Here is a 24,618-nt window from a genome sequence, read left to right on the forward strand (position 1 = left end):
ATGGACGCTGTGACCCAGGTCCCCACCCCCGTCAACGAGCCGGTGCACGGCTACGCCCCCGGCTCGCCCGAGCGTCAGCGCCTGGAGGCCAGGCTCAAGGAACTGGCCGAGAACCCGGTCGACCTGCCGATGACCATCGGCGGCGAGAAGCGGATGGGCGGCGGCGAGCCCTTCCAGGTCGTCCAGCCGCACAACCACAAGGCCGTCCTCGGCACCCTCCGCCACGCCACCGGGCAGGACGCGCGCGACGCGATCGACGCCGCCCTCGCCGCCGCGCCCGCCTGGCGCGCGATGTCGTTCGACGACCGCGCGGCGATCATCCTGCGCGCCGCGGAACTGCTCGCCGGGCCCTGGCGCGAGACCATCGCCGCCTCCACCATGCTGGGCCAGTCGAAGACCGCCCAGCAGGCGGAGATCGACTCCCCGTGCGAGCTGGTCGACTTCTGGCGGTTCAACGTCCACTACGCCCGCCAGATCCTCGCCGAGCAGCCCCCGGCCAACTCCCCGGGCGTCTGGAACCGACTGGACCACCGCCCGCTGGAGGGCTTCGTCTACGCGATCACGCCGTTCAACTTCAGCGCGATCGCGGCCAACCTGCCCACCGCCCCCGCCCTCATGGGCAACGTGGTGATCTGGAAGCCGTCCCCCACCCAGACCCACGCGGCCGTCCTGCTGATGGAGCTGCTGGAGGAGGCGGGCCTGCCCAAGGGCGTCATCAACCTCCTCACCGGCGACGGCGTCGCGGTCTCCGAGGTCGCCCTGAACCACCGGGACCTCGCCGGCATCCACTTCACCGGCTCGACCAGGACCTTCCAGTACCTGTGGAAGACGGTCGGCAACAACATCGAGAAGTACCGCTCCTACCCGCGCCTGGTCGGCGAGACCGGCGGCAAGGACTTCCTCGTCGCCCACCCGAGCGCCGACCGCGCGGTGCTGAAGACGGCGCTGACCCGCGGCGCGTTCGAGTACCAGGGCCAGAAGTGCAGCGCCACCTCGCGCGCCTACCTCCCGGCGTCGATCTGGAACTCCGGCTTCAAGGAGGAGTTCGCGGCCGAGGTCGACGGCCTGACGATGGGCGACGTCACCGACCTGTCCCACTTCATGGGCGCGGTGATCGACGAGCGGGCCTTCGCCAAGAACAAGGCGGCCATCGACCGCGCGAAGCAGGACCCCAGCTGCACGATCGTCGCGGGCGGCAGCTACGACGACTCGGTCGGCTGGTTCGTCCGCCCGACCGTCGTCGAGTGCACCGACCCGGACAACGAGGTCTTCCGCACCGAGTACTTCGGCCCGTTCCTCGCCGTGTACGTCTACGAGGACGACAAGTACGACGAGATGCTGACCCAGATGGAGTCGGTGTCCGACTACGCGCTGACCGGCTCGGTGGTCGCGAACGACCGCGCGGCGGCGGCGTACACGATGGAGAAGCTGCGCTTCGCGGCCGGCAACTTCTACATCAACGACAAGTCCACCGGCGCCGTCGTCGGCCAGCAGCCCTTCGGCGGCGGCCGTGCCTCCGGCACGAACGACAAGGCCGGCGCCCCGCAGAACCTGCTGCGCTGGACGCTGACCCGCGCCATCAAGGAGACGCTGGTCCCGCCGACCGACTACACCTACCCGCACATGGGCTGACGGACGCCGTCACGCACCGGGGCCGGGGCCGGACCGCAGCGGTCCGGCCCCGGCCCCTTCCGTGCGCCTCAGCTCGGCAGTTCCGTCCGCTCCCACCACTCGTACACCGGCAGCCGGCCCTCGTCCGTCTCCGCCCGCCGCGGAGTCGCGCGGAAGTGCTCGTATCCGTTGAGCCACTCGATCTTCACGTCGTTCCCGGGCGGCGGGACCGGGACGATCCGCTGGGGCAGATCCTTCGGACCGCCTTCGAGAAGTGCCTTGGCCGTGTCGCTCATGACGTCACCTTCCCGTGGCCCCGCTCCGCCGCGGCGTGGCGCGGAGCGGACCTCAGTCGCGTGGACGACTCCATTATCGACCCCCGCCCGGCCGTTGTCGGCCGAGAGGCCGCCGTCCGGCTCACGGGCGGCCGGGCACCAGCACCACCGCGCCCCCGGCGCCGCCCGTCTCGCACAGCTCCCGGGCCTTCGCCGCCTCGGTGAACGGCAGCACGGCCGCCACGTGGACGCGCAGGCGGCCGTCCGCCAGCAGACCGGCGGCCTTGGCGAGGCGTTCCCCGGAGGGCTCCGCCCGGACCACGGCGAAGCGCATGCCGCGGGCCTCCACGTCCTCCGGGGCGAGCCCCGGGTCGCCGGGGACCGCGCACACCAGCAGGCCGTTCGGGCGCAGGGTCCCCAGGGTGCGCGGGCCGTCGGCGCCGCCCACCAGGTCCAGGGCCACGTCGATGTCGTGCACGACGGCGGCCAGGTCGGCGCCGGCCGGGTCGAGGAGTTCGTCGGCCCCCAGGTCGCGCACCAGGCCGTGCCGGTCCGCGCGGGCGGTGGCGACGACGTACGCGCCCTCCGCCCTGGCCAGCTGGACCGCCACGTCCCCCGCGCCGCCGTCGGCCGCGTGGATCAGCACCCGCGTGCCCGGGCCCACCCGGCCCACGTCGATCAGGGCCTGCCAGGCGGTGAGCGCGGCCGTCGGGGCCCCGGCCGCGTGCACGTGGTCCAGCGTCGCGGGCTTCGGGGCGAGGCGACCGGCCGGCACGGTGACGTGGCCGGCGCAGCCGCCGTCGTCGATCCTGCCGAACACCTCGTCGCCGGCGCCGAACCGGGTGACGTCCGCTCCGGCCGCCGCCACCACGCCGGAGACGTCCAGGCCCGGCGTGCACGGCGGCTGTCCGTACGGCTGTCCGTACGGCGGCTCCGCCTTCGGCGGCTGCCCGTTGGGCGGCTTTCCCTTCGGCGGCTTTCCCTTCGGCGGGGCCGCTCCCGGACGCGCCGCCCGGCCCGCCGGGACGACGCCCGCGGCGAGCACCCGCAGCAGCACCTCGTCCGCCGCGGGCACCGGCCGCGGCCGCTCCTGGCTCCGGCGATGTGGCGTGCTCATCTCCCCATCGTCACTCCGCCGGCCGGCCCCGGACAGTCCGGCACCGCCGCGCGCTCCGGCCACGACGCTGCGAGCAGGGAAAGTGCAGGTCGGAGCGGTGTGACCCGATCCACTGTCTCAGATAGTAGGAAGTCCGAGTAATTGTGGAGACAGACCGGGGCCGCTCCCTTAGCTTTGTAGGAGCCGAACGTATCGCTCGACCAAGCGAATGGCGGTCGTGAGCCGGGCCCCGTGCAGGCAACCCCTGCGGCACCGCTCCCCGCCCTACCCGGCGTCTCGCATCCCCATCTCCATCTCCTGCACTCCCGTATGCCGAAGGAGTCGATTTCCCATGGCCGAGACGACCGCCCGCCGCCGAGTCCGTCGCATCACCCGCACGAGTGAGTCCGAGCGCAAGAACGCCGCGGCCGCCCTCCAGCGCGCCCTCGACCGCCGGGACAACGGCGGCGCCACCGGCCACTGAGCCGGCACCCGCGGCGCGGACTCACCCCCCGCGCCGCACCTCGAAGTGGTCGATGCGCTTGCCGCTGTCGGTGAGCGCCGACACCCTGAGCCGGGGCGCCGCGCCGCTCACCGCCTCCACCGAGAGCAGCGAGAAGCCCCGGTAGCGCACCCGCGACCACTCCACGGTCTCCGCCTTCGCGGCCCGCGACCTGGTCCACCGGAAGGTGTCGATCGGGTCGTGGCGGGTGAGATGCCCCTCGTAGCTCTCCTTGACGCCCGGCGGGAAGCCGTACAGGTCCCTGCCGCCGCCGCCCGCCGTGACGTACACGGTCCCGTCCCGCGTCGGGTCGGTCGACGCACCGACGGGCACCGCCCTGCCGACGCCGCCGTTCCTGATCGCGTCGGTCCGTTCGTAGACGTGGTTGTGGCCGTTGATCACCAGGTCCACCTGGTGCTCGGCGAACAGCGGCAGCCACTCGGCGCGCACCCCGCCGTCGGAGGCGTGCGTGGAGGTCGAGTAGGCGCAGTGGTGGAAGAAGACGACGATGAAGTCGACGTCCTTCGCCGCCCGCAGCTCAGCCAGCTTCGCGGCCAGCCACCTGGTCTGCCGGCCGCCCGTGCAGCCGAGGTTGGCGGGGATCTCGTACGACACGTCGTTGGCGTCCAGCGCGACGAAGCCGACGTTGCCGTAGGTGAAGGCGTACACGCCCGGCGCCGTGCGCGGGTCGAAGCCGCTGTCGGGCAGGAAGAAGCGGGCGAGCTGGCCGCCGTAGCCGTCCGGCGAGTACCAGGCCTCCATGTCGTGGTTGCCGGTCGTCACCATCCACGGCACCGACCGCGCCACCGGCTCGTTCTGCTTGAGGAACAGGTCCCAGAACGCGGGGTCGTACCCGTCGCTCGGCCGGCCGCGCCCGTTGACGTCCGCGTAGCAGATGTCGCCCGCGTGCAGGTGGAAGGCGGGCTTCTGGCGCAGCAGCACGTCGTCGTTGGCGGCCGCCGCCCGGCTGACGCCCTGGTCGCCGAACGCCGTGAACACGAACGTCTCGGCACGCGCGGGCGCGGTGCGGAAGGTGCCGATCGTCGAGCGGTGGCCCGGGGAGGCGGGGTCGAAACCGTCGTGGCCGACGCCGTAGTAGTACGTCGTGCCGGGACGCAGGCCGTCCAGGGCGGCGTGCAGGTAGTACTGCTCCAGGGCCGGGCGCACGCCGGTCACCCCCGGGGTGTGCAGGGCGCGGACCTCGGCCGCGGTCTTCCGGCCCAGGTCGTCGGGGGCCGTCCCGATGCGCACGTAGGGCCTGCGCACCGCCAGCGGCACCTGCCAGGAGACCCGCATCTGCGTCTTCGGGTCCGCGCCGAAGGCGAGGTGGCGGCCGAACGGGGCGACGGCGGAGCCGTGGACCAGGGAAGCCGCCGGCGACGGGACGGCGGTCGCGCCGCCCGGCGCCGTACCCCGCGACGCCGGGCCGCCGCAGCCGGTCAGCAGCCCGCCCGCCACCGCGCCGGCCGTCACCAGCGTGCGGCGCCGGATCGGCCTCGTGCGCAGGTACTCGTACTGCTCGGCCATGCTCATCCGGCTCGCGAGCCGCGGCGGGATGCCGACATCGGGAAGGTCCATGGCGGTGAATTTCCCAGCGAACCCCGACGCCCGCCACACATCGGGATGAACGGGCGGCGACGCGTCGGTGCCGCCGTCCGTGCCGGTGTCCGCATGACGGACGCCGGGTGTCATTCCATGGGACGAGGAGTAGGGTGCCCGCATGTCTCGCAGCATCAATCTCGCAGTGATCCCCGGTGACGGCATCGGCCAGGAGGTCGTGGCCGAAGGCCTGAAGGTCCTCTCCGCCGTCCTTCCGCAGGATGTGAAGCTGGAGACCCAGGAGTACGACTTCGGCGCCAAGCGCTACCACGCCACCGGTGAGACCCTCACCGACGCCGACCTCGACGCCCTGAAGCGGCACGACGCCATTCTCCTCGGCGCGATCGGCGACCCGAGCGTCCCCTCCGGCGTCCTGGAGCGCGGCTTCCTGCTCAAGCTCCGCTTCGCCTTCGACCACCACGTCAACCTGCGCCCGTCGAAGCTGCTGCCGGGTGTCGCCACCCCGCTGGCCGGCCAGCCGCAGATCGACTTCGTCGTGGTCCGCGAGGGCACCGAAGGTCCGTACACCGGCAACGGCGGCACCATCCGCAAGGGCACCCCGCACGAGGTCGCCACCGAGGTGTCCGTCAACACGGCCTTCGGTGTCGAGCGCGTGGTCCGCGACGCCTTCGCCCGTGCCCAGGCCCGCCCGCGCAAGAAGCTCGCGCTGATCCACAAGAACAACGTGCTGACCTTCGCGGGTCACCTGTGGACGGATGTCTTCAACCGGGTGGCGACGGAGTTCCCCGACGTCACCACCGAGTACATGCACGTGGACGCGGCGACCATCTACCTGGTCACGCAGCCCGAGCGCTTCGACGTGATCGTCACCGACAACCTCTTCGGCGACATCATCACCGACCTCGCCGCGGCCGTCTCCGGCGGCATCGGCGTCGCCGCGAGCGGCAACATCAACCCCGGCGGCGAGTTCCCCTCGATGTTCGAGCCGGTCCACGGCTCCGCGCCCGACATCGCCGGCCAGGGCAAGGCCGACCCCACCGCCACGGTCCTGTCCGTCGCCCTGCTGCTGCGCCACCTCGGCCACGAGGCCGAGGCCGCCCGCATCGAGGAGGCGGTCTCCGCCGACCTCGCCGAGCGCACCGGCAAGCCCGCCCGCTCCACCGCCGAGATCGGCGACGCGCTGGCCGTACGAGTAGCCGGCTGACCCCGCGCCGCGCTCCTAGAAACACCAGAAGCCGCCGGGTCACTCGCACCCGGCGGCTTTCCTGCGTCCCCGCCGGGTGCCACCATCATCCCCTGGGCCGCATTCACGCCGTTCCTTCCACGGACTCCCGCTTGCGATAATCGAACGCGGGGCCGCGGAATGAGGGAATGCTCGGACGTCCTAGCACTGGCCACTGGCAGTCACGGGCGTGAGGCGGCCTGTCACTACACAACCGGTGAAGGACAACTTCTCATGACGACGCCCACGATCGAGCTCAAGCCCTCCGCCAGCCCCCTGTCCGACGCCGAGCGCGAGGCGATCCTGGCGAACCCCGGGTTCGGCCGCCACTTCACCGACCACATGGTGACGATCAAGTGGACGGAGGGCCGCGGCTGGCACGACGGCCAGCTCGTGCCGTACGGGCCGCTCTCCCTCGACCCGGCGAACATGACCCTGCACTACGCGCAGGAGATCTTCGAGGGCCTCAAGGCCTACCGCCAGCCCGACGGCTCCGTCGCCACCTTCCGCCCCGAGATGAACGCCCTCCGCTTCCAGCGCTCCGCGCACCGCCTCGGCATGCCCGAGCTGCCGGTCGAGACGTTCATCGAGGCCTGCGACGTCCTGGTCCGGCAGGACACGGCGTGGGTGCCCGCGCACGGCGGCGAGGAGTCGCTCTACCTGCGCCCGTTCATGATCGCCACCGAGGTCGGCCTGGGCGTCAAGCCCGCCAACGAGTACCTCTTCCTGGTCATCGCCTCCCCGGCCGGCGCCTACTTCCCCGGTGGCGTCAAGCCCGTCACCATCTGGCTGTCCGAGGACCGCGTCCGCGCCGTCCCCGGCGGCACCGGCGACGCCAAGACCGGCGGCAACTACGCCGCCTCCCTCCTCGCCCAGGCCGAGGCCGCCGCCAAGGGCTGCGACCAGGTCTGCTACCTCGACGCGGTCGAGCACAAGTGGGTCGAGGAGCTCGGCGGCATGAACGTGTACTTCGTCTACGGCGACCGGATCGTCACGCCCACCCTCACCGGCTCCATCCTGGAGGGCGTCACCCGCGACTCCCTGCTCACCGTCGCCCGCGACCTCGGTTACACCGCCGAGGAGGGCCGCGTCTCCATCGACCAGTGGCAGCGCGACGCCGCGAACGGCACGCTGACCGAGGTCTTCTCCTGCGGCACCGCCGCGGTCATCACCCCGGTCGGCACGGTCAAGCGCGAGGGCGCCGAGTGGCAGCAGGCGGGCGGCGAGCCCGGCGAGGTCACGCTGAGGCTGCGCCGGGCACTGCTGGACATCCAGCGGGGCATCGCCGAGGACAAGCACGGCTGGATGCACAAGCTGGGCTGACCCGCGCGCACCGGCACGAAGGGCGCCTCCTGCCGGGAGGCGCCCTTCTTCGGCTGCCGTTTGAGCATTGCTCAAATCTTATGAGTCATCGACGTGCCCTGTCCTTTCTTTCCCAAGCTCACACGGTTAGAGTGAAGCTCTAATCGAGAGGACGAGGAGGCTCTGGCGTGCGGCTGACCCCCACCGAACGCGACCGGCTGCTGCTCTTCGGCGCCGCCGAACTGGCCCGCGCCCGCCGGGCCCGCGGTCTCCGGCTCAACGTCCCGGAGGCGATCGCGCTGATCGCCGACACCGTCTGCGAGGCCGCCCGGGACGGCGCCCGGCTCGCCGAGGCGATCGAGCGGGCCCGGTCCGTCCTCGGGCCGGACGACGTGCTGCCCGGTGTCGCGGACGTCGTCACCGAGGTGCAGGTCGAAGCCGTCTTCGACGACGGCTCCCGGCTGGCGGTGGTCGCCGACCCGATCGGCGGCGGGCTCGGGGAGCGGGCCCCGGGCGCACTGCTGCCCGGACCCGGAACCGGGCACGCCGAGCCCGAGGCGGCCGTCCGGCTGACCGTCACCAACACCGCGACCGTGCCGGTCTCCGTCACCTCCCACTTCCACTTCTTCGAGGCCAACCCGCGCCTCGACTTCGTCCGGGCCGCCGCCTACGGGATGCGGCTCGCCGTGCCCGCCGGGTCGTCGGTCCGCTTCGGGCCGGGGGAGAGCGTCGAGGTGGGGCTGGTGCCGATCGGCGGCGAGCGGATCGCGATCGGGTTCGCCGGTCTCGTCGACGGCGCCCTGGACGCGCCCGGAGCCAAGGAAGAGGCCCTGCGCAGGGCCGCCGCCTGCGGATACCTGGGAGCGGACGCGTGAACCCGTACGAGTACGCCGCCACCCACGGCCCGCGGGCCGGCGACCGTGTCCGGCTCGGCGACTCCGGGCTGGTGATCCGCGTCGAGTCCGACGCCCAGCGCCCCGGCGACGAGTTCCTCGCCGGGTTCGGCAAGACGGCCCGCGACGGGCTGCACCTCAAGGCCGCCGCCGTCCGGGACACCTGCGACGTCGTCATCAGCAACGTCGTCGTGATCGACGCCGTGCAGGGCATCCGCAAGGTGTCCATCGGGATCCGCGAGGGCCGGATCCACTCCATCGGGCGGGCCGGCAACCCCGACACCCTCGACGGCGTCGACGTCGTCGTCGGCACGGGCACCTCGATCGTGTCCGGCGAAGGGCTCATCGCCACCGCGGGCGCCGTCGACACGCACGTCCACCTGCTCTCGCCGCGGATCATGGAGGCTTCGCTGGCGTCCGGCGTGACCACGATCATCGGGCAGGAGTTCGGCCCGGTGTGGGGCGTCGGCGTCAACTCACCGTGGGCGCTGCGGCACGCGTTCGACGCCTTCGACGCCTGGCCGGTCAACATCGGCTTCCTCGCCCGCGGTTCGTCGTCCGGCCCGGCGCCCCTGGTGGAGGCGCTGGCCGAGGGCGGCGCCTGCGGGTTCAAGGTCCACGAGGACATGGGTGCCCACACCCGGGCGCTGGACACCGCGCTGCGCGTCGCCGAGGAGTACGACGTCCAGGTGGCCCTGCACAGCGACGGGCTGAACGAGTGCCTGTCGGTGGAGGACACCCTGCGCGTGCTGGAGGGCCGCACCGTCCACGCCTTCCACATCGAGGGCTGCGGCGGCGGACACGTGCCGAACGTGCTGAAGATGGCCGGTGTCGCCAACGTCATCGGCTCCTCCACCAACCCGACCCTGCCCTTCGGCCGGGACGCCGTCGCCGAGCACTACGGCATGATCGTCTCCGTCCACGACCTCAAGCCCGACCTGCCCGGCGACGCCGCCCTGGCCCGGGACCGCATCCGGGCCGGCACCATGGGCGCCGAGGACGTGCTGCACGACCTGGGCGCCATCGGCATCACCTCGTCCGACGCCCAGGGCATGGGCCGGGCCGGGGAGACCGTCCGCCGCACCTTCGCCATGGCCGGGAAGATGAAGGCCCAGCTCGGCGCCCCGGACGGCGGCGACGACAACGAGCGCGTGCTGCGCTACATCGCCAAGCTGACCGTCAATCCGGCCATCGCGCACGGGCTCGCCCACGAGGTCGGCTCCATCGAGGCCGGCAAGCTGGCGGACATCGTGCTGTGGCGGCCGGAGTTCTTCGGCGCCAAGCCGCAACTGGTGCTCAAGGCCGGCTTCCCCGCCTACGGCGTGACCGGCGACCCGGGGGCGGCCACCGACACCTGCGAACCCCTCGTGCTCGGACCGCAGTTCGGTGCGTACGGGGCCACGCCCGCCGACCTCTCCGTCGCGTTCGTCGCGCAGGCCGCCCTCGACCTGGGCGGCGACACCATGCCGACGCGCAGGCGCCGGGTCGCCGTCCGCGGCACGCGCGGCATCGGCCCGGCCGACCTGCGCCTGAACTGCCGTACCGGAACGGTCGACGTCGATCCGCGCACCGGCCTGGTCACCCTCGACGGCGAGCCGGTCCGCTCCGACCCCGCCGACTCGGTCAGTCTCAACCGCCTGTACTTCCTGTGAGGAACCCCCATGTCCGCAGCCGCCGACGGCTTCCGCATGCCCCCCGAGTGGGCCCCGCACGAGCGCACCTGGATGGCGTGGCCGGGCCCCAACCCGACCTTCCACGACCCCGAGGCCCTCGCCGCCTCCCGCATCGCCTGGGCGTCGGTCGCCCGTGCGGTACGCCGCTTCGAGCCGGTGACGGTGGTGTGCGGCCCCGGACAGTCGGACGGGGCGCGGGCGCTGCTCGGCCCCGGCGTCGACACCGTCGAGCGGGAACTCGACGACGCGTGGATGCGTGACATCGGCCCCACCTTCCTCACGAACGGGCGCGAACTGGCCGCCGTCGACTGGACGTTCAACGGCTGGGGCGCTCAGAGCTGGGCTCGCTGGGAACACGACGCGAAGATCGCCGCGTATGTCGCCGACCTCGCGGGGGCCCGGACGTACGCCTCGGAGCTGGTCAACGAGGGCGGCGCGATCCACGTCGACGGCGAGGGCACGGTGCTGCTGACCGAGACCGTGCACCTCGGCCCCGAGCGCAACCCGCACTGGACGCGTGAGCGGGTCGAGGCGGAGATCCACGCCCAGCTCGGCACCAGCAGGGCGATCTGGCTGCCGCGCGGCCTGACCGGCGACTACCCTCCCCCGCTGTCCGAAAGCCGTGGGGGGACCACCAACGGCTACGGCACCCTGGGCCACGTCGACATCGTTGCCGCGTTCGCCCGGCCGGGCGTCGTGGTCGCGCACCACCAGCCGGACCCGGCGCACCCCGACCACGAGGTGACCAAGGAGGTCATCGGCATCCTGAAGTCCGCCACCGACGCCCGCGGGCGCCGCCTGGAGGTCGTCGAGATCCCCGCCCCGACCACCCTGGAGGCCGACGGCCACTGGGCCGACTGGTCCTACATCAACCACTACCTGTGCAACGGCGGCGTCGTCCTGTGCGGCTTCGACGACCCACGCGACGAGACCGCGGCGGGCATCTTCCGCCGACTGTTCCCGGAACGGACGGTGACCCTGGTGGACGCCCGTACGATCTTCTCCGGAGGCGGTGGCATCCACTGTGTCACCCAGCAGCAGCCGAGGATCTAGGAGCAGACGGATGGCCGGTGCGCGCAGGAACGCGCCGCCGCGCGAGGAGGTCCTCGCCGCAGCCATGGGCATGATCGCGGAACGCGGTCTGGAGAAGCTGACCATGGCGGCGCTGGGAACCGCGGTAGGGATGAGCAGCGGCCACCTCCTCTACTACTTCCACTCCAAGGACGAACTGCTCCTGCAGACCCTGGAGTGGAGCGAGGGCCGGCTCGGCGCCGAGCGCGGACGCCTGCTGGCCCGGCCCGGCCCCGCCCGCGACCGGCTCGACGCGTACGTCGACCTCTACGTGCCCGACGGTCACCGCGACCCGCACTGGACACTGTGGCTGGAGGTGTGGAACCGCTCGCAGAACGCCGACGACGACGCCCGCGACCGCCAGGCCGCCATCGAACTCGCCTGGCACCGCGACCTCGTCGCACTGCTCGCGGAGGGGATCTCCCGCGGCGAGTTCCGCCCCGTCGACCCCGACCGCTTCGGCACCCGCCTGCGCGCCCTGCTGGACGGGCTCTCCCTGCATGTCGCGATCGGCCTGCGCGGCACGGACCGGACGAACGTCCTCACCCATGTGGCGGAATTCCTGGCGCAGACCCTGCTCCCGGATCCCTGAGCGCCGCCCGCGGTGACCAGGGCTGTGCTCGCATCCTGAGACGGGCCGCGGGTGCCCGTCCGGTCTGTGCCAGACTGCCTCCGTGCTCTCGTTCGCCATGATTATTGGCAGCAGGCGCGCCGGTCCGCAGTGACCGCCACGTACGACCAGGTACGGGCGGACACCGTCGTCCTCGACCCGCGCGCAGACCTCTCGCACCCGCGAGGGGTTTTTCGCTTTTCTGGCCCACCTTCAGCCGGGGGCGCAGCGCGAGGGATCATTGGAGGACGGTGGAGCCGGTCATTCCGGTAAAGACCGAGATCCGACATCAGGAGCCTTGAGACCATGACCGAAACCAGCGAGCTCGACGATTCGTTCCACGTCTTCGACACCACCCTGCGTGACGGCGCGCAGCGCGAGGGCATCAACCTCACCGTCGCGGACAAGCTGGCCATCGCACGGCACCTGGACGACTTCGGCGTGGGCTTCATCGAGGGCGGCTGGCCCGGAGCCAACCCGCGGGACACCGAGTTCTTCGCCCGCGCCCGGCAGGAGATCGGCTTCAAGCACGCCCGGCTCGTCGCGTTCGGCGCCACCCGCCGCGCCGGCGGCAAGGCGGCCGAGGACCCGCAGGTCAAGGCGCTCCTGGACTCGGGCGCCGAGGTGATCACACTCGTCGCGAAGTCCCACGACCGGCACGTCGAGCTGGCGCTGCGCACCACGCTCGAGGAGAACCTGGAGATGGTCCGCGACACGGTCTCCCACCTGCGCGAGCAGGGCCGGAGGGTGTTCGTCGACTGCGAGCACTTCTTCGACGGCTACCGCGCCAACCCCGAGTACGCCAAGTCGGTCGTACGGGCCGCGGCGGAGGCGGGCGCCGACGTGGTGGTGCTGTGCGACACCAACGGCGGCATGCTCCCGGCGCAGATCCAGGCGGTGGTCTCCACGGTGCTGGCCGACACCGGCGCCCGGCTCGGCGTCCATGCCCAGGACGACACGGGCTGCGCGGTCGCCAACACCCTCGCCGCCGTCGACGCGGGCGCCACCCACGTCCAGTGCACGGCGAACGGCTACGGCGAACGCGTCGGCAACGCCAACCTCTTCCCGGTCGTCGCCGCCCTGGAGCTGAAGTACGGCAAGAAGGTCCTGCCGGAGGGCCGGCTGCGCGAGATGACCCGCATCTCGCACGCCATCGCCGAGGTCGTGAACCTCACCCCCTCCACCCACCAGCCCTACGTCGGCGTCTCCGCGTTCGCGCACAAGGCCGGCCTGCACGCCTCCGCGATCAAGGTCGACCCGGACCTGTACCAGCACATCGACCCCGAGCTGGTCGGCAACACCATGCGGATGCTGGTCTCCGACATGGCCGGCCGCGCCTCCGTCGAGCTCAAGGGCAAGGAACTCGGCATCGACCTCGGCGGCGACCGCGAACTGGTCGGCCGGGTCGTCGAGCGGGTCAAGGAACGCGAGCTCAAGGGCTACACCTACGAAGCCGCCGACGCCTCCTTCGAGCTGCTGCTGCGCGCCGAGGCCGAGGGCCGGCCCCTGAAGTACTTCGAGGTCGAGTCCTGGCGGGCGATCGTCGAGGACCGTCCCGACGGCACCCACGCCAACGAGGCGACCGTCAAGCTGTGGGCCAAGAGCGAGCGCATCGTCGCCACCGCGGAGGGCAACGGCCCGGTCAACGCCCTCGACCGTGCCCTGCGCGTCGCCCTTGAGAAGATCTACCCCCAGCTCGCCAAGCTCGACCTGGTCGACTACAAGGTCCGCATCCTGGAGGGCGTGCACGGTACGCAGTCCACGACCCGCGTGCTGATCTCCACCTCCGACGGTGCGGGGGAGTGGTCCACGGTGGGCGTGGCCGACAACGTCATCGCCGCCTCCTGGCAGGCGCTGGAGGACGCGTACACCTACGGTCTGCTGCGGGCGGGCGTGGCGCCGGCCCAGTAGCCCCGCCGCCGCCCGGGTTCCGGCGAGTTCCGCGGACTCGCCGGAACCCGGGCGGACTCGCCGCACCGCGGGACGGCAAGGACGACACGGCTGACGCGACCGGGGGCGCGGCTGACGCGACGTCTTGACGGGTCGGCGGGGCGCCAGTTAACTCACGGCGTGAGCTAAGCCATGAGTGAACTCCCGAGAGCCGAGGGAAGGTCCATGCCGAGAACCGCCCTGCTCGTCTCCACCGCATTGCTCGCCGCGTTGCTGCCGTTGTCCGCGGCCCGCGCGGCCGACGACCCCGGCCCCGCCCCGGTGGCCGTCGACCGTTTCGAGGGGGAGGTGCCCTTCGCCGCCCAGCCCGCGGAGGGCATCTTCACCTGGGGCGGCGACAGCGACGACCCGCCCACGCTCGCCTTCGAGGAGCGCGCCGACGCCCCCGAGGGCGCCAAGGTCCTCTCCGGCAGCTACGACATCAGCGGCTACGGCGGCTTCACGCACGACTTCGCCGCCGACGCACCAGCCCACGACTGGTCCGCCCACCAGGGCGTCCGCTTCTGGTGGGAAGGCCGGGGAAGCGGCAGGAAGATCGCCTTCGAGATCAAGGACGGCGGCGCCCACGGCGAGGCCTCCGAGCTGTGGACGACCTCCTTCGCCGACGACTTCACCGGCTGGAAGCGCATCGAGCTCCCGTTCACCGACTTCGCCTACCGCACCGACTACCAGCCCGTCGGCGGCATCGACCACGTCCTCGGCCTGACGCGGATGTGGGGGTACGCCGTCACGCTCCCCACCGGCGTCAAGGGCACCTTCGCCATGGACGGCGTCGAGCTGTACGGCAGGGCCGACCAGTCGCTGCGCGCCGCCGTCACCACCGACGCCGCCGTCTACCCGGTCGGGGAGGGCGCCACCGCGGCCGTGCGGGTCACCGTCTCCACCACCGGCGCCGGGCCGCTGGAGGAACCGGTGACGGTCGCCTACACCACCGCCGGCGGTACCGCCGACCCCGGCCGGGACTACACCCCGGTCGAGGGCACCGTCACCTTCCCGGCCGGCACCGCCTCCGGCGCCGTGCGCACGGTCCGGGTCCCCACCTTGAAGGACGGCACCGCCGAGGCCGCCGAGACGATCCCGCTCCGGCTCACGGTGACCGGCGCGAAGCCGCCCGCCGAGACCCCGCAGGTCGTCGTCGACGCCCACGGGCTGCCGTACCTCGACAGCCGGCTGCCCGTCCGCAAGCGCGTCGCCGACCTGGTGGGCCGCATGTCCCTGGAGGAGAAGGCCGGCCAGATGACCCAGGCCGAGCGCGGCGCGCTGACCGACCAGGGCGACATCGCCGGGTACGACCTCGGCTCGCTGCTGTCGGGCGGCGGCTCGACCCCCACGCCCAACACCCCCGAGGCCTGGGCGAAGATGATCGACGGCTTCCAGCTGCGCGCGCGGGCCACCCGCTACCAGATCCCGCTGATCTACGGCGTCGACGCGGTGCACGGCCACAACAACCTGGCCGGCGCCACCGTCATGCCGCACAACATCGGCCTCGGCGCGACCCGCGACCCCCGGCTCGTCGAGGAGACCGGCGCCGTCACGGCGTCCGAGGTCCGCGCGACCGGCGTCCCCTGGGACTTCGCCCCCTGCCTCTGCGTGACCCGCGACGAGCGCTGGGGCCGTTCCTACGAGTCCTTCGGCGAGGACCCGGCCCTGGTGGAGTCCATGGAGACGATCATCCAGGGCCTCCAAGGAGCGCCGAGCGGACGGGACCTGAAGGAGAACGACAGGGTCCTCGCCACCGCCAAGCACTTCGTCGGCGACGGCGGCACCGCGTACGGCTCCTCCACCACCGGCACCTACACCATCGACCAGGGTGTCACCACGGTCACCCGGCAGGAGCTGGAGGCCGTCCACCTGGCGCCGTACCGGACCGCCGTCGACCGGGGCGTCGGCTCGGTCATGCCCTCGTACTCCTCACTTGACCTCGTCGGCGACGGGCGCGGCCCGGTGAAGATGCACGCCCGTGCCGACATGATCAGCGGAGTGCTCAAGGGCCGCATGGGCTTCGACGGCTTCGTCATCAGCGACTGGAACGCCATCGACCAGCTGCCCGGCGACCACGCCTCCCAGGTGCGCGCCGCGGTCGGCGCGGGCGTCGACATGATGATGGTCCCCTACGGCTACAAGGACTTCCGCACCACGCTGGTCGACGAGGCGAAGGCCGGCCGGATCGGCCAGCGGCGGATCGACGACGCGGTCTCCCGCATCCTCACCCAGAAGTTCCGGCTGGGGCTGTTCGAGCACCCGTACGCCGACACCCGCAACGCCTCCCGGATCGGCTCCGCCGCGCACCGGGAGGTGGCCCGGCGGGCGGCCGCCGAATCGCAGGTGCTGCTGAAGAACGCCGGCGGCGTGCTCCCGCTGCGGAAGACCCAGAAGGTGTACGTCGCCGGATCGAACGCGGACGACCTCGGCAACCAGACCGGCGGCTGGACCATCACCTGGCAGGGCGCGTCCGGCACCCACACCGAGGGCACCACCGTGCTGCGCGGGATGCGCGACGCCGGCGGCGACGTGACGTACTCGAAGGACGCCTCCGCGCCCACGGCCGGCTACGACGTCGGTGTGGTCGTCGTCGGCGAGACCCCCTACGCCGAGGGCGTCGGCGATGTCGGCAACGGCAACGACCTGGAGCTGACGGACGCCGACAAGGCGGCCGTGGACAAGGTGTGCGCCGCCATGAAGTGCGCGGTGCTGATCGTCTCCGGGCGCCCGCAGCTGATCGGCGACCGGCTCGGCGAGATCGACGCCCTGGTCGCCTCCTGGCTGCCGGGCACCGAGGGCGCCGGGGTCGCCGACGTCCTCTACGGCCGCCGCCCCTTCACCGGCCGGCTCCCGGTCACCTGGCCCAGGTCGCAGGCGCAGCTGCCGATCAACGTCGGCGACACCTCGTACGACCCGCAGTACCCCTACGGCTGGGGCCTGACGACGCTGACGAAAGTGCCGGACGGCGGGGCGGGCACCCTGCGGGCGCTCGCGACGGCCGCCGCGGCCGCCGAGCGGGCCGGGGCCGACCGGACCGGACGCGCGCTGGTCGACAAGGCGCGGCTGATCGTCCAGCGGAAGGTGGGGCAGCACATCACGGCGGAGGCCGCGAAACCCTTCGCCGACGCCGACCACCTGTCGCTGACCGGCCGGTACGGGGCGGCCGTGCGGCGCCTGGCGGCGGCCTGGCGAGCCGCCTCCTGATGACGAGGCCCGCCACCTGAGCGAATGCGCACCCTTTGGGAGGCTTCGGGGGCTTCGGGTAGCTTCGAACCATGAAGGCCGTCACACGGACCCGAAGCCTCCCGGCGCTGCTGTTCGCGCTGGTGCTGGCCGTTCTGACCGTGACAGCGCCCCGGGCCGAGGCCGCCACCGACGTCTCGGTGATCGCCGCGGCCCTGCGCGAGGGCCCGGTGTACGTCGATCCGGCCGCCTCCGCCCAGCTGTCCGCGGGCGACGCCGACGCACTGGCCCGGCGGATCAAGGCGGCCGACAAGCCGCTGTTCATCGCGGTCCTGCCCGCGGACCAGCCCACCCGGAACCTGTTCGCGGACCTGCGCACCGCCACCGGCGTCACGGGCCTGTACGGCATCCGCCTGGGCGACCGGTTCGACGCCCGCGCCGATTCCTCGGTGATGTCCGCCACCGCCCGGCGCAACCTCGTCGCCAGTGTGCGGGGCGAGGACGCCAAGACGCAGCTGAACGACTTCGCGGACCGCGCCCTCGCCACCATGGGCGGCTCGGCGCCCGCGAGCTGGGGGGCCTCCTCCTCCGGCGGCGTCTCGGCCACCGGGCTGATCGTGGTGGGCGCGGTGCTGGTGGCCGGCGGCGCGGGCGTGTACACCCTCGCCCGGCGGAACCGGCGCCGCCGGGCCGAGGAGCAGCGGGCCGCGCTGGAGAAGCTCCGGGTCGTCGTCGACGAGGACATCACGGCCTTCGGCGAGGAACTGGACCGCCTCGACTTCCATCCGGCCGAGTCCGGTGCCGACGACGCCATGCGCGCCGACTACGAACGCGCGCTGGACGCCTACGAGCAGGCCAAGACGGCGATGGCCGCCGCGGCGAGGCCCGAGGACGTCCGGGCCGTCACCCGGGCGCTGGAGGACGGCCGCTTCTCGCTCGCGCAGCTCGCCGCCCGCCGGGAGCACCGGCCGCTCCCCGAGCGCAGGCCGCCCTGCTTCTTCGACCCGCGCCACGGCCCGTCCGTCGCCGACGTCGCCTGGACGCCCGCGGCCGGCGCGCCGCGCGAGGTGCCGGTCTGCGCAGCCGACCGGGCCCGTCTGGCCGACGGCCACGACCCCGCGGTCCGCGAGGTGGACACCGAGTACGGCCGCCGCCCGTACTGGGACGCCGGCCCCGCCTACGGCCCCTGGGCGGGCGGCTACTTCGGCGGCGGCCTGCTGCCCGCCCTGCTCGGCAGCATGATGGCGACCCCGTCCTACGCGGCGGACTACGGCTCCGGCTACGGCGACTTCGGCGGCTACGAGGGCGGCGACGTCTCAGGCCCCGACTTCGACCCCGGCGACTTCGGAGGCGGCTTCGACGGCGGCGGCGACTTCGGCGGAGGCTTCTGACCCCCGCCCGCCCCCGCAACGCCCGGCTCCGTTCTCCCGCCCGTCCTGGTCGTCCCACGCCGCCCCCGACTGACGCCCACCCGCTTCCGCTTCCGCTTCCGCTTCCGCTTCCGCGCCCGCTTCCGCTTCCGCTTCCGCTTCCGCTTCCGCGCCCGCTTCCGCTTCCGCGCCCGCTTCCGCGCCCGTGCCCGCTTCCGCGCCCGTGCCCGCTTCCGCGTTCGCGGCCCGCGTCCGCGTTCCGGCCGCGGGTCCGGGTACAGGTCCGGGTACGGGCGAGCGCCCGTCCTCGGCACGGGAGTGGAGGGCGGGCGCGCTCGGGAGGTGGCGTCGGGGCGGACGCGCTCAGGGCGTCACGCGGACTTGATCGCCGAGATGTCGAAGTTCAGCTTGATCTTGTCGGAGACCAGCACGCCGCCCGTCTCCAGCGCCGCGTTCCAGGTCAGGCCCCACTCGGAGCGCAGGATCTCGGCCTTGCCCTCGAAACCGACGCGCTCGTTGCCGAACGGGTCCTTCGCGGCGCCGTTGAACTCGAGGTCGATGGTGAGCGGCTTGGTGACGCCGAGGATCGTGAGGTCGCCGGTGATGCGGTAGTCGTCGCCGCCCAGGGCCCGCGCCTCGGTCGAGCGGAAGGTCATGGTCGGGAACTCCTCCGTCTTGAAGAAGTCCGCGCTCTTGAGGTGGCCGTCACGGTCCGCGGAGCCGGTGTCGATGCTGTCCATCGTGACGTCGATGGACGCCGTCGACTTGGCCGGGTCCGAGCCGTCGAGGTGCAGCGAGCCGCTGAAGTCGAGGAACTTGCCCTTGACGTTGGTGACCATGGCGTGGCGGGCGACGAAGCCGAGCGTGGTGTGCGCCGGGTCGATGGTGTAGTCGCCGGTCAGCGCGGCGAGGTCGGGGTTGACGGCGGCGGGCGCCGCTCCCGCGGTCTCGACGGAGTCGGTGGTCTTGCGGCCGAAGATGCCCATGGTGTGCTCCAAAGCGAAGGGGGGAAGTTGAATCTTCAATGAGGTCCAACACGGACGACCGTAAACCTATTCCGTTCAAGTTTCAACCTCTTCCTCGTGCGATCACCGGGCGCCCTCTGGCGGACGCGCGTAGAAGTCGGGCACCATCTCCTGGCACCACCTGCACAGCCGCCCCACAGACACACGGTCCCCGGACCGTCGACGGTCCCCCGCAGGAAGGTCCCCCCATGAAGATCAGGTCCGCCCTGACCGCGCTCGCGCTCGTCGTCGCCCCCGGCGTCGCCGTCGTCGGCACCGCCACCGACGCCTTCGCGGTCACCAAGATCAGTCATGCCACCGCGACCTCGATGTTCCGCGAGGTCGGCATCACCTGGTCCTCCTCCGGCAACTGCTCCGACCGCTACAACTCCACCTGCACGTCCTTCGAGCAGCTCAACCTCGCCACCGCCCAGGGGGCGCAGACCCTCAAGCGCGCCAGCGGCTGCGCCCTGAACATCACCGGCGGCACCGAGACCGGCCACGCCTCCGGCACCTACTCCCACTGGAACGGCTACAAGCTCGACTACGGCAAGAACACCTGCGTGACGAGCTACGTCAAGAACAACTTCACCTACATCGGCCTGCGCGGCGACGGCGCCCCGCAGTACCAGTCCGGCTCCGGCAACATCTACGCCGACGAGGGCAACCACTGGGACGTCCTGTACTACAACTGCGGCGGCTGCTGAGCCGTGCACCACGGGGAGTTCCGGACGGCCGCCACCGTCCGGGGCTCCCCGGCCGCATCCGTCCCCCGTCCCGCCGACCGAGGTGACACACGCACATGGGCACGACTCCGACGCGCCGCGCCTTCCTGTCCGCCGCGGCCCTCGCGGCCACGTCCCTCGGCTCCGGCGCCGGACCCGCCCGCGCCGCCGACCCCGGACCCGCCGCCGACCCCGGACCCGGTGCCGACTCCGGCGCCGACCCCTACGACACCCTCCGCCGCCGCTGGCTCGCCATCGCCCTCGGAACCGGCTACGACCCCGCCGCCGAGCCGTTCGCCTCGCGCCTGGCCGAGACCGGCGAACTGGCCCGGCGCTTCCAGGCCGGCATGGCCCCGGCCGCCGACTCCCTCTGGCCGGGCCACCCGTTCGACCCGCCGTCCGGGATCACCCTCAGCTACAGCCGCCTGTGGACGATGACCCAGGCCTGCCTCCAGCCGGGCACCGGCCGCACCGGCGACCAGGAACTCCTCGCGGACGTCCGGCGCGGCCTCGACCACCTCTCCGCCACCGTCTACAACCCCTCCACCACCCGCTACGGCAACTGGTGGGAGTGGCAGATCGGCAGCCCCCGCCTCCTCATGGACATCACCGCGGCCCTCGGCGAGCAGCTCACCGACGCGCGGATCGCCGCGGCCTGCGCGGCCGTCGACCACTTCGTCCCCGACACGATGCTCGGCGACTACTCCGGCACCTCGACCGGCGCCAACCGCGTCGACCTGTGCCGCTCCGTCGCCCTGCGTGGCATCCTGGGCCGCGACCCGGCCAAGATCGCCCTCGCCCGGGACGCGCTGTCACCGGTCTTCCCGTACGTCACCCGGGGGGACGGGCTGTACCCGGACGGGTCGTTCGTCCAGCACACCCGGGTCGCCTATTCGGGGACCTACGGGCAGGTCATGCTCGACGGCCTCGGCCGCCTCTTCGCGCTCCTCGCCGGAAGCGAGTGGGAGGTGACCGACCCGAACCGGCAGATCGTCCTCGACGCCGTCGAGCACGCCTACGCGCCCCTGATCCACGACGGGCTGGTGATGGACAGCGTCAACGGCCGCGCCGTCAGCCGGGGCCTGCTCAAGAGCGACGAACGGCACGTCCTGCGCGGCGACCACTTCCACGGGCACGGCGTCATCGCGGCTGTCGCCCTGCTGGCCGGCGGGGCGAGCCCGGCCGAACGCGACCGCTGGCACGCGCTGGTCAAGGGCTGGATCGCACGGGACACCGTGTCACCGATCCTGACCGCGCCTCAGTTCCCGGTGGCCGACCTGGCACGGCTGCACGCGATCGCCGACGCGCCCGTGGAGGCGGCCGCCGAACCCGTCGGCCACCGGCTCTTCACCGCCATGGACCGGGCCGTGCACCGCCGCCCCGGCTTCACCGCCAACCTCGCCATGGCCAGCGACCGCATCGCGCACTACGAGTGCGGCAACGGCGAGAACCCGCGCGGCTGGCACACCGGCGCCGGAATGCTCTACTGGTGGGCCGGCGGCCCGAGCGACCAGTACACGGACTGGTTCTGGCCGACCGTGGACTGCTACCGCCTGCCCGGTACGACGGTCTCCACCAGACGCCTGCCCGACCGGGCCGGCGGCGAGTGGGGCGAGCCCCGGCCGGACGTGCGCTGGGTCGGCGGCACGACCGACGGCGAGTTCGCGGCCGTCGGCCAGCACCTGAAGGGCCTCGGCTCCACGCTCGAGGCCCGCAAGTCCTGGTTCTTCCTCGCCGACGCGGTGGTCTGCCTGGGCGCGGGCATCACCTGCGCCGACGGCGTCCCGGTCGAGACGGTGGTGGACAACCGCAACCTGGGCGAGGGCGGCACCCAGGCCTTCGCGCGCGGCCCCGGCTGGGCGCACCTGGAAGGCCACGGCGGCTGGCTGGTCCCGGAGGGCGGACTGCGCACCCTGCGCGAGGACCGCACCGGCGCCTGGTCCGACATCAACAGCACGTCCGCCACCGAGCGGCGCACCCGCCGCTGGCAGACCCTCTGGCTGGACCACGGCACCGACCCGGTCGACGCCACGTACCGGTACGTCCTGCTGCCCGGCGCCTCCCGCCGGACGACCGCGGCCCGCGCCGCCGGCCGCGACCGTCCGGCGGTCCTCGCGAACGACCGCGCCCGCCAGGGGGTGCACGCCGCCTCCCTCGGCCTGACGGCCGCCAACTTCTGGCAGGCCGGTACCGTGGGCCCGCTGACCGCCTCCGCCGGGGCGAGCGTGCTGCTGCGCCGCCGCGGCCGCACCGCCACCCTCTGCGTGAGCGAGCCGCCCCGCACCGGCGAGCCGCTGGAGATCATCTGGCACCATCCGGTGCGCGGGGTGGTGCGGGCGGACGACACCGTGCAAGTCGTCTCGACGGGCCGCCGTGCGACCCTGAGGATTACGCCGGGCGTGGCATGCTCCACCCATCGATGTGAGCTGCGTCTCACATGACGGCTTTGTGCAACCCCGACAAGCGGAACGCCCCCCGAGCAGTCAGAACGGCTGCATCCCGTCCCGGTTCTGTTCAGGGCTACCAGGAAAACGGGCCGGACACTGTACGGAGTCGACGGCTCGCTTTCCTTGGTGACCTCCGTAAGGTCACTACATGACCGTTTTGGATGAGGCGCCGAGTGAGCCGACGGACGCGCGCGGCCGGGTGGCCGAGCTGCACGAGATCCGTGCGCAGGCCCTGGCCGGGCCGAGCGAGAAGGCGACCGAGGCTCAGCATGCCAAGGGCAAGCTGACCGCCCGGGAGCGCATCGAGCTGCTGCTGGACCCGGGCACGTTCCAGGAGGTCGAGCAGCTGCGCCGGCACCGGGCGTCCGGTTTCGGCCTGGAGGCGAAGAAGCCCTACACCGACGGCGTGATCACCGGCTGGGGCACGGTGGAGGGCCGTACGGTCTTCGTCTACGCCCATGACTTCCGCATCTTCGGCGGCGCGCTGGGCGAGGCCCACGCCACGAAGATCCACAAGATCATGGACATGGCCATCGCGGCCGGCGCCCCGCTGGTCTCCCTCAACGACGGCGCGGGCGCCCGTATCCAGGAGGGCGTCTCCGCGCTCGCCGGCTACGGCGGCATCTTCCAGCGCAACACCAAGGCCTCCGGCGTCATCCCGCAGATCTCGGTGATGCTGGGCCCGTGCGCGGGCGGCGCGGCCTACAGCCCCGCCCTGACGGACTTCGTGTTCATGGTCCGCGAGACCTCGCAGATGTTCATCACCGGACCCGACGTCGTCAAGGCGGTCACCGGCGAGGAGATCACCCAGAACGGCCTGGGCGGCGCCGACGTCCACGCCGAGACCTCCGGCGTGTGTCACTTCGCCTACGACGACGAGGAGACCTGCATCGCGGAGGTCCGCTACCTGCTCTCCCTCCTCCCGCAGAACAACCGGGAGAACCCGCCCCGGGTGGAGTGCTCGGACCCGGCCGACCGCCGTTCGGACGTCCTGCTGGACCTGGTCCCGGCGGACGGCAACCGGCCCTACGACATGGCCAAGGTCATCGAGGAGATCGTCGACGACGGCGAGTACCTGGAGGTCCACGAGCGCTGGGCGCGCAACATCATCTGCGCGCTGGCCCGGCTGGACGGCCAGGTGGTCGGCATCGTCGCCAACCAGCCGCAGACGCTCGCGGGCGTCCTGGACATCGAGGCGTCCGAAAAGGCTGCACGCTTTGTCCAGATGTGTGACGCTTTTAACGTTCCGATCGTCACGTTCCTGGACGTGCCCGGGTTCCTCCCCGGCGTCGACCAGGAGCACGGCGGGATCATCCGGCACGGCGCGAAGCTGCTGTACGCCTACTGCAACGCGACCGTGCCCCGGATCTCCCTGATCCTGCGCAAGGCCTACGGAGGTGCGTACATCGTCATGGACAGCCAGTCCATCGGTGCCGACCTCACCTTCGCCTGGCCGACGAACGAGATCGCCGTGATGGGCGCGGAAGGCGCCGCCAACGTCATCTTCCGGCGCCAGATCGCCGGGGCCGAGGACCCCGACGCCATGCGGGCCCGCATGGTCAAGGAGTACAAGTCCGAGCTGATGCACCCCTACTACGCCGCCGAGCGCGGCCTGGTCGACGACGTCGTCGACCCGGCCGAGACGCGCGAGGTCCTCGTCCGCTCGCTCGCGATGCTCCAGAACAAGCACGCCGACCTGCCCTCCCGCAAGCACGGCAACCCCCCGCAGTAACCCGGCGGATCCTTCCCGGTACCCCCGCGGAAACCTCTCTCCTGGAGACTGAGACCTATGACCACCCATGACATCCGTGTCGAGAAGGGCTACGCCGAGCCCGAGGAAGTCGCCGCCATCACGGCCGTCCTCCTGGCCCGTGCGGCCGCCCGGCCCGCCACCGCGCCGGCCCACCGGGGCCGCCCGAAGGCGGGCTGGCGCCGCCTGGAGCGCGAGCCCGGCTTCCGGGCGCCGCACAGCTGGCGCTGAGCCGTTCCACGTCACGAAGGAGGGCCCCTCTCGACCTCAGGTTCTAGTGGTCGAGAGGGGCCCTCCTTCGTGCGCCCGCGGCCGTTCCGAGCCGTCCGGGGGCCGCGGGATACCGCCGGAGACGACCACGGGCTGCCGCGGACGGCGCCCGGCCCGCCCCC

General features: G+C 72.5%; 19 protein-coding genes. 15 read left to right on the forward strand and 4 right to left on the reverse strand.

What is annotated here, in order from left to right; translation table 11 throughout:
* Positions 1-1,632: an L-glutamate gamma-semialdehyde dehydrogenase gene (pruA, locus tag VKA29_RS33045; RefSeq protein ID WP_324789721.1), complete on the forward strand. Its 1,632-nt coding sequence runs from the start codon at positions 1-3 to the stop codon at positions 1,630-1,632.
* Between the two features lie 68 nt (positions 1,633-1,700).
* Here pruA and VKA29_RS33050 read toward each other — a convergent pair whose 3' ends face one another.
* Positions 1,701-1,907 (reverse strand): DUF5988 family protein, encoded by a 207-nt coding sequence (locus VKA29_RS33050; RefSeq protein ID WP_324789722.1) that lies wholly within the window; start codon positions 1,905-1,907, stop codon positions 1,701-1,703.
* Positions 1,908-2,028: 121 nt separating this feature from the next.
* Complete coding sequence (locus VKA29_RS33055) at positions 2,029-3,003, reverse strand: NADP-dependent oxidoreductase (protein ID WP_324789723.1); 975 nt, start codon at positions 3,001-3,003, stop codon at positions 2,029-2,031.
* A 331-nt stretch (positions 3,004-3,334) separates the two neighbouring features.
* Between VKA29_RS33055 and VKA29_RS33060 the strand changes: the two genes are divergently transcribed.
* On the forward strand, positions 3,335-3,466 hold the full coding sequence (locus VKA29_RS33060; RefSeq protein WP_324789724.1) for a hypothetical protein: 132 nt from the start codon (positions 3,335-3,337) through the stop codon (positions 3,464-3,466).
* 21 nt (positions 3,467-3,487) lie between these two features.
* Here VKA29_RS33060 and VKA29_RS33065 read toward each other — a convergent pair whose 3' ends face one another.
* The gene (locus tag VKA29_RS33065; RefSeq protein WP_324789725.1) at positions 3,488-5,062 is read right to left on the reverse strand and encodes a metallophosphoesterase family protein; all 1,575 of its coding nucleotides are present in this window, start codon (positions 5,060-5,062) and stop codon (positions 3,488-3,490) included.
* Positions 5,063-5,204: 142 nt separating this feature from the next.
* Here VKA29_RS33065 and VKA29_RS33070 point away from each other — a divergent pair, with 142 nt between their 5' ends.
* The 9 genes from VKA29_RS33070 to VKA29_RS33110 all read left to right on the forward strand — a co-directional run bounded on the left by VKA29_RS33070 (position 5,205) and on the right by VKA29_RS33110 (position 18,321).
* The gene (locus tag VKA29_RS33070; RefSeq protein ID WP_324789726.1) at positions 5,205-6,248 is read left to right on the forward strand and encodes a 3-isopropylmalate dehydrogenase; all 1,044 of its coding nucleotides are present in this window, start codon (positions 5,205-5,207) and stop codon (positions 6,246-6,248) included.
* A 252-nt stretch (positions 6,249-6,500) separates the two neighbouring features.
* Positions 6,501-7,589, forward strand: a complete 1,089-nt coding sequence (locus VKA29_RS33075) for a branched-chain amino acid aminotransferase (protein ID WP_324789727.1) — start codon at positions 6,501-6,503, stop codon at positions 7,587-7,589.
* A 167-nt stretch (positions 7,590-7,756) separates the two neighbouring features.
* Entirely contained in the window at positions 7,757-8,443 is a 687-nt protein-coding gene (gene ureA, locus VKA29_RS33080) for an urease subunit gamma (RefSeq protein ID WP_324789728.1), read from the forward strand.
* Complete coding sequence (locus VKA29_RS33085) at positions 8,440-10,113, forward strand: urease subunit alpha (protein ID WP_324789729.1); 1,674 nt, start codon at positions 8,440-8,442, stop codon at positions 10,111-10,113. Before ureA ends, VKA29_RS33085 begins: the two co-directional genes overlap by 4 nt.
* Positions 10,114-10,122: 9 nt before the next feature.
* Positions 10,123-11,187 (forward strand): agmatine deiminase family protein, encoded by a 1,065-nt coding sequence (locus tag VKA29_RS33090; RefSeq protein ID WP_324789730.1) that lies wholly within the window; start codon positions 10,123-10,125, stop codon positions 11,185-11,187.
* A 10-nt stretch (positions 11,188-11,197) separates the two neighbouring features.
* Positions 11,198-11,797, forward strand: a complete 600-nt coding sequence (locus VKA29_RS33095; protein WP_324789731.1) for a TetR/AcrR family transcriptional regulator — start codon at positions 11,198-11,200, stop codon at positions 11,795-11,797.
* 324 nt (positions 11,798-12,121) lie between these two features.
* Entirely contained in the window at positions 12,122-13,726 is a 1,605-nt protein-coding gene (cimA, locus tag VKA29_RS33100; protein WP_324789732.1) for a citramalate synthase, read from the forward strand.
* Positions 13,727-13,930: 204 nt separating this feature from the next.
* Positions 13,931-16,951 carry a glycoside hydrolase family 3 protein gene (locus VKA29_RS33105; RefSeq protein ID WP_324789733.1) on the forward strand — a complete coding sequence of 1,007 codons (3,021 nt, stop codon included), beginning with the start codon at positions 13,931-13,933 and terminating at the stop codon, positions 16,949-16,951.
* Between the two features lie 71 nt (positions 16,952-17,022).
* Positions 17,023-18,321, forward strand: coding sequence for a hypothetical protein (locus tag VKA29_RS33110; protein ID WP_324789734.1), 1,299 nt, complete (start codon positions 17,023-17,025; stop codon positions 18,319-18,321).
* Between the two features lie 350 nt (positions 18,322-18,671).
* Here VKA29_RS33110 and VKA29_RS33115 read toward each other — a convergent pair whose 3' ends face one another.
* Entirely contained in the window at positions 18,672-19,286 is a 615-nt protein-coding gene (locus VKA29_RS33115) for a YceI family protein (RefSeq protein WP_324789735.1), read from the reverse strand.
* A gap of 227 nt (positions 19,287-19,513) precedes the next feature.
* Here VKA29_RS33115 and VKA29_RS33120 point away from each other — a divergent pair, with 227 nt between their 5' ends.
* The 4 genes from VKA29_RS33120 (at position 19,514) to VKA29_RS33135 (ending at position 24,457) form a co-directional block, all read left to right on the forward strand.
* Positions 19,514-20,011: a hypothetical protein gene (locus VKA29_RS33120; RefSeq protein ID WP_324789736.1), complete on the forward strand. Its 498-nt coding sequence runs from the start codon at positions 19,514-19,516 to the stop codon at positions 20,009-20,011.
* Between the two features lie 95 nt (positions 20,012-20,106).
* A complete protein-coding gene (locus tag VKA29_RS33125) occupies positions 20,107-22,470 on the forward strand; it encodes a polysaccharide lyase 8 family protein (protein ID WP_324789737.1) in 2,364 nt (787 codons plus the stop codon).
* A 154-nt stretch (positions 22,471-22,624) separates the two neighbouring features.
* A complete protein-coding gene (locus VKA29_RS33130) occupies positions 22,625-24,208 on the forward strand; it encodes an acyl-CoA carboxylase subunit beta (protein WP_324789738.1) in 1,584 nt (527 codons plus the stop codon).
* 57 nt (positions 24,209-24,265) lie between these two features.
* A complete protein-coding gene (locus VKA29_RS33135; protein ID WP_324789739.1) occupies positions 24,266-24,457 on the forward strand; it encodes an acyl-CoA carboxylase subunit epsilon in 192 nt (63 codons plus the stop codon).
* Positions 24,458-24,618 lie beyond the last annotated feature (161 nt).

Origin of the sequence: Streptomyces sp. H51 (genome assembly GCF_035656535.1) — a bacterium.
Lineage (GTDB): Bacteria > Actinomycetota > Actinomycetes > Streptomycetales > Streptomycetaceae > Streptomyces.

What these genes read in the sequence shown, in the direction of transcription:
- pruA (WP_324789721.1), top strand. Translation starts at nt 1, where the DNA reads ATGGACGCTGTGACCCAGGTCCCCACCCCCGTCAACGAGCCGGTGCAC.
- VKA29_RS33050 (WP_324789722.1), bottom strand. Translation starts at nt 1,907, where the DNA reads ATGAGCGACACGGCCAAGGCACTTCTCGAAGGCGGTCCGAAGGATCTG.
- VKA29_RS33055 (WP_324789723.1), bottom strand. Translation starts at nt 3,003, where the DNA reads ATGAGCACGCCACATCGCCGGAGCCAGGAGCGGCCGCGGCCGGTGCCC.
- VKA29_RS33060 (WP_324789724.1), top strand. Translation starts at nt 3,335, where the DNA reads ATGGCCGAGACGACCGCCCGCCGCCGAGTCCGTCGCATCACCCGCACG.
- VKA29_RS33065 (WP_324789725.1), bottom strand. Translation starts at nt 5,062, where the DNA reads ATGGACCTTCCCGATGTCGGCATCCCGCCGCGGCTCGCGAGCCGGATG.
- VKA29_RS33070 (WP_324789726.1), top strand. Translation starts at nt 5,205, where the DNA reads ATGTCTCGCAGCATCAATCTCGCAGTGATCCCCGGTGACGGCATCGGC.
- VKA29_RS33075 (WP_324789727.1), top strand. Translation starts at nt 6,501, where the DNA reads ATGACGACGCCCACGATCGAGCTCAAGCCCTCCGCCAGCCCCCTGTCC.
- VKA29_RS33090 (WP_324789730.1), top strand. Translation starts at nt 10,123, where the DNA reads ATGTCCGCAGCCGCCGACGGCTTCCGCATGCCCCCCGAGTGGGCCCCG.
- VKA29_RS33095 (WP_324789731.1), top strand. Translation starts at nt 11,198, where the DNA reads ATGGCCGGTGCGCGCAGGAACGCGCCGCCGCGCGAGGAGGTCCTCGCC.
- cimA (WP_324789732.1), top strand. Translation starts at nt 12,122, where the DNA reads ATGACCGAAACCAGCGAGCTCGACGATTCGTTCCACGTCTTCGACACC.
- VKA29_RS33105 (WP_324789733.1), top strand. Translation starts at nt 13,931, where the DNA reads ATGCCGAGAACCGCCCTGCTCGTCTCCACCGCATTGCTCGCCGCGTTG.
- VKA29_RS33110 (WP_324789734.1), top strand. Translation starts at nt 17,023, where the DNA reads ATGAAGGCCGTCACACGGACCCGAAGCCTCCCGGCGCTGCTGTTCGCG.
- VKA29_RS33115 (WP_324789735.1), bottom strand. Translation starts at nt 19,286, where the DNA reads ATGGGCATCTTCGGCCGCAAGACCACCGACTCCGTCGAGACCGCGGGA.
- VKA29_RS33120 (WP_324789736.1), top strand. Translation starts at nt 19,514, where the DNA reads ATGAAGATCAGGTCCGCCCTGACCGCGCTCGCGCTCGTCGTCGCCCCC.
- VKA29_RS33125 (WP_324789737.1), top strand. Translation starts at nt 20,107, where the DNA reads ATGGGCACGACTCCGACGCGCCGCGCCTTCCTGTCCGCCGCGGCCCTC.
- VKA29_RS33130 (WP_324789738.1), top strand. Translation starts at nt 22,625, where the DNA reads ATGACCGTTTTGGATGAGGCGCCGAGTGAGCCGACGGACGCGCGCGGC.
- VKA29_RS33135 (WP_324789739.1), top strand. Translation starts at nt 24,266, where the DNA reads ATGACCACCCATGACATCCGTGTCGAGAAGGGCTACGCCGAGCCCGAG.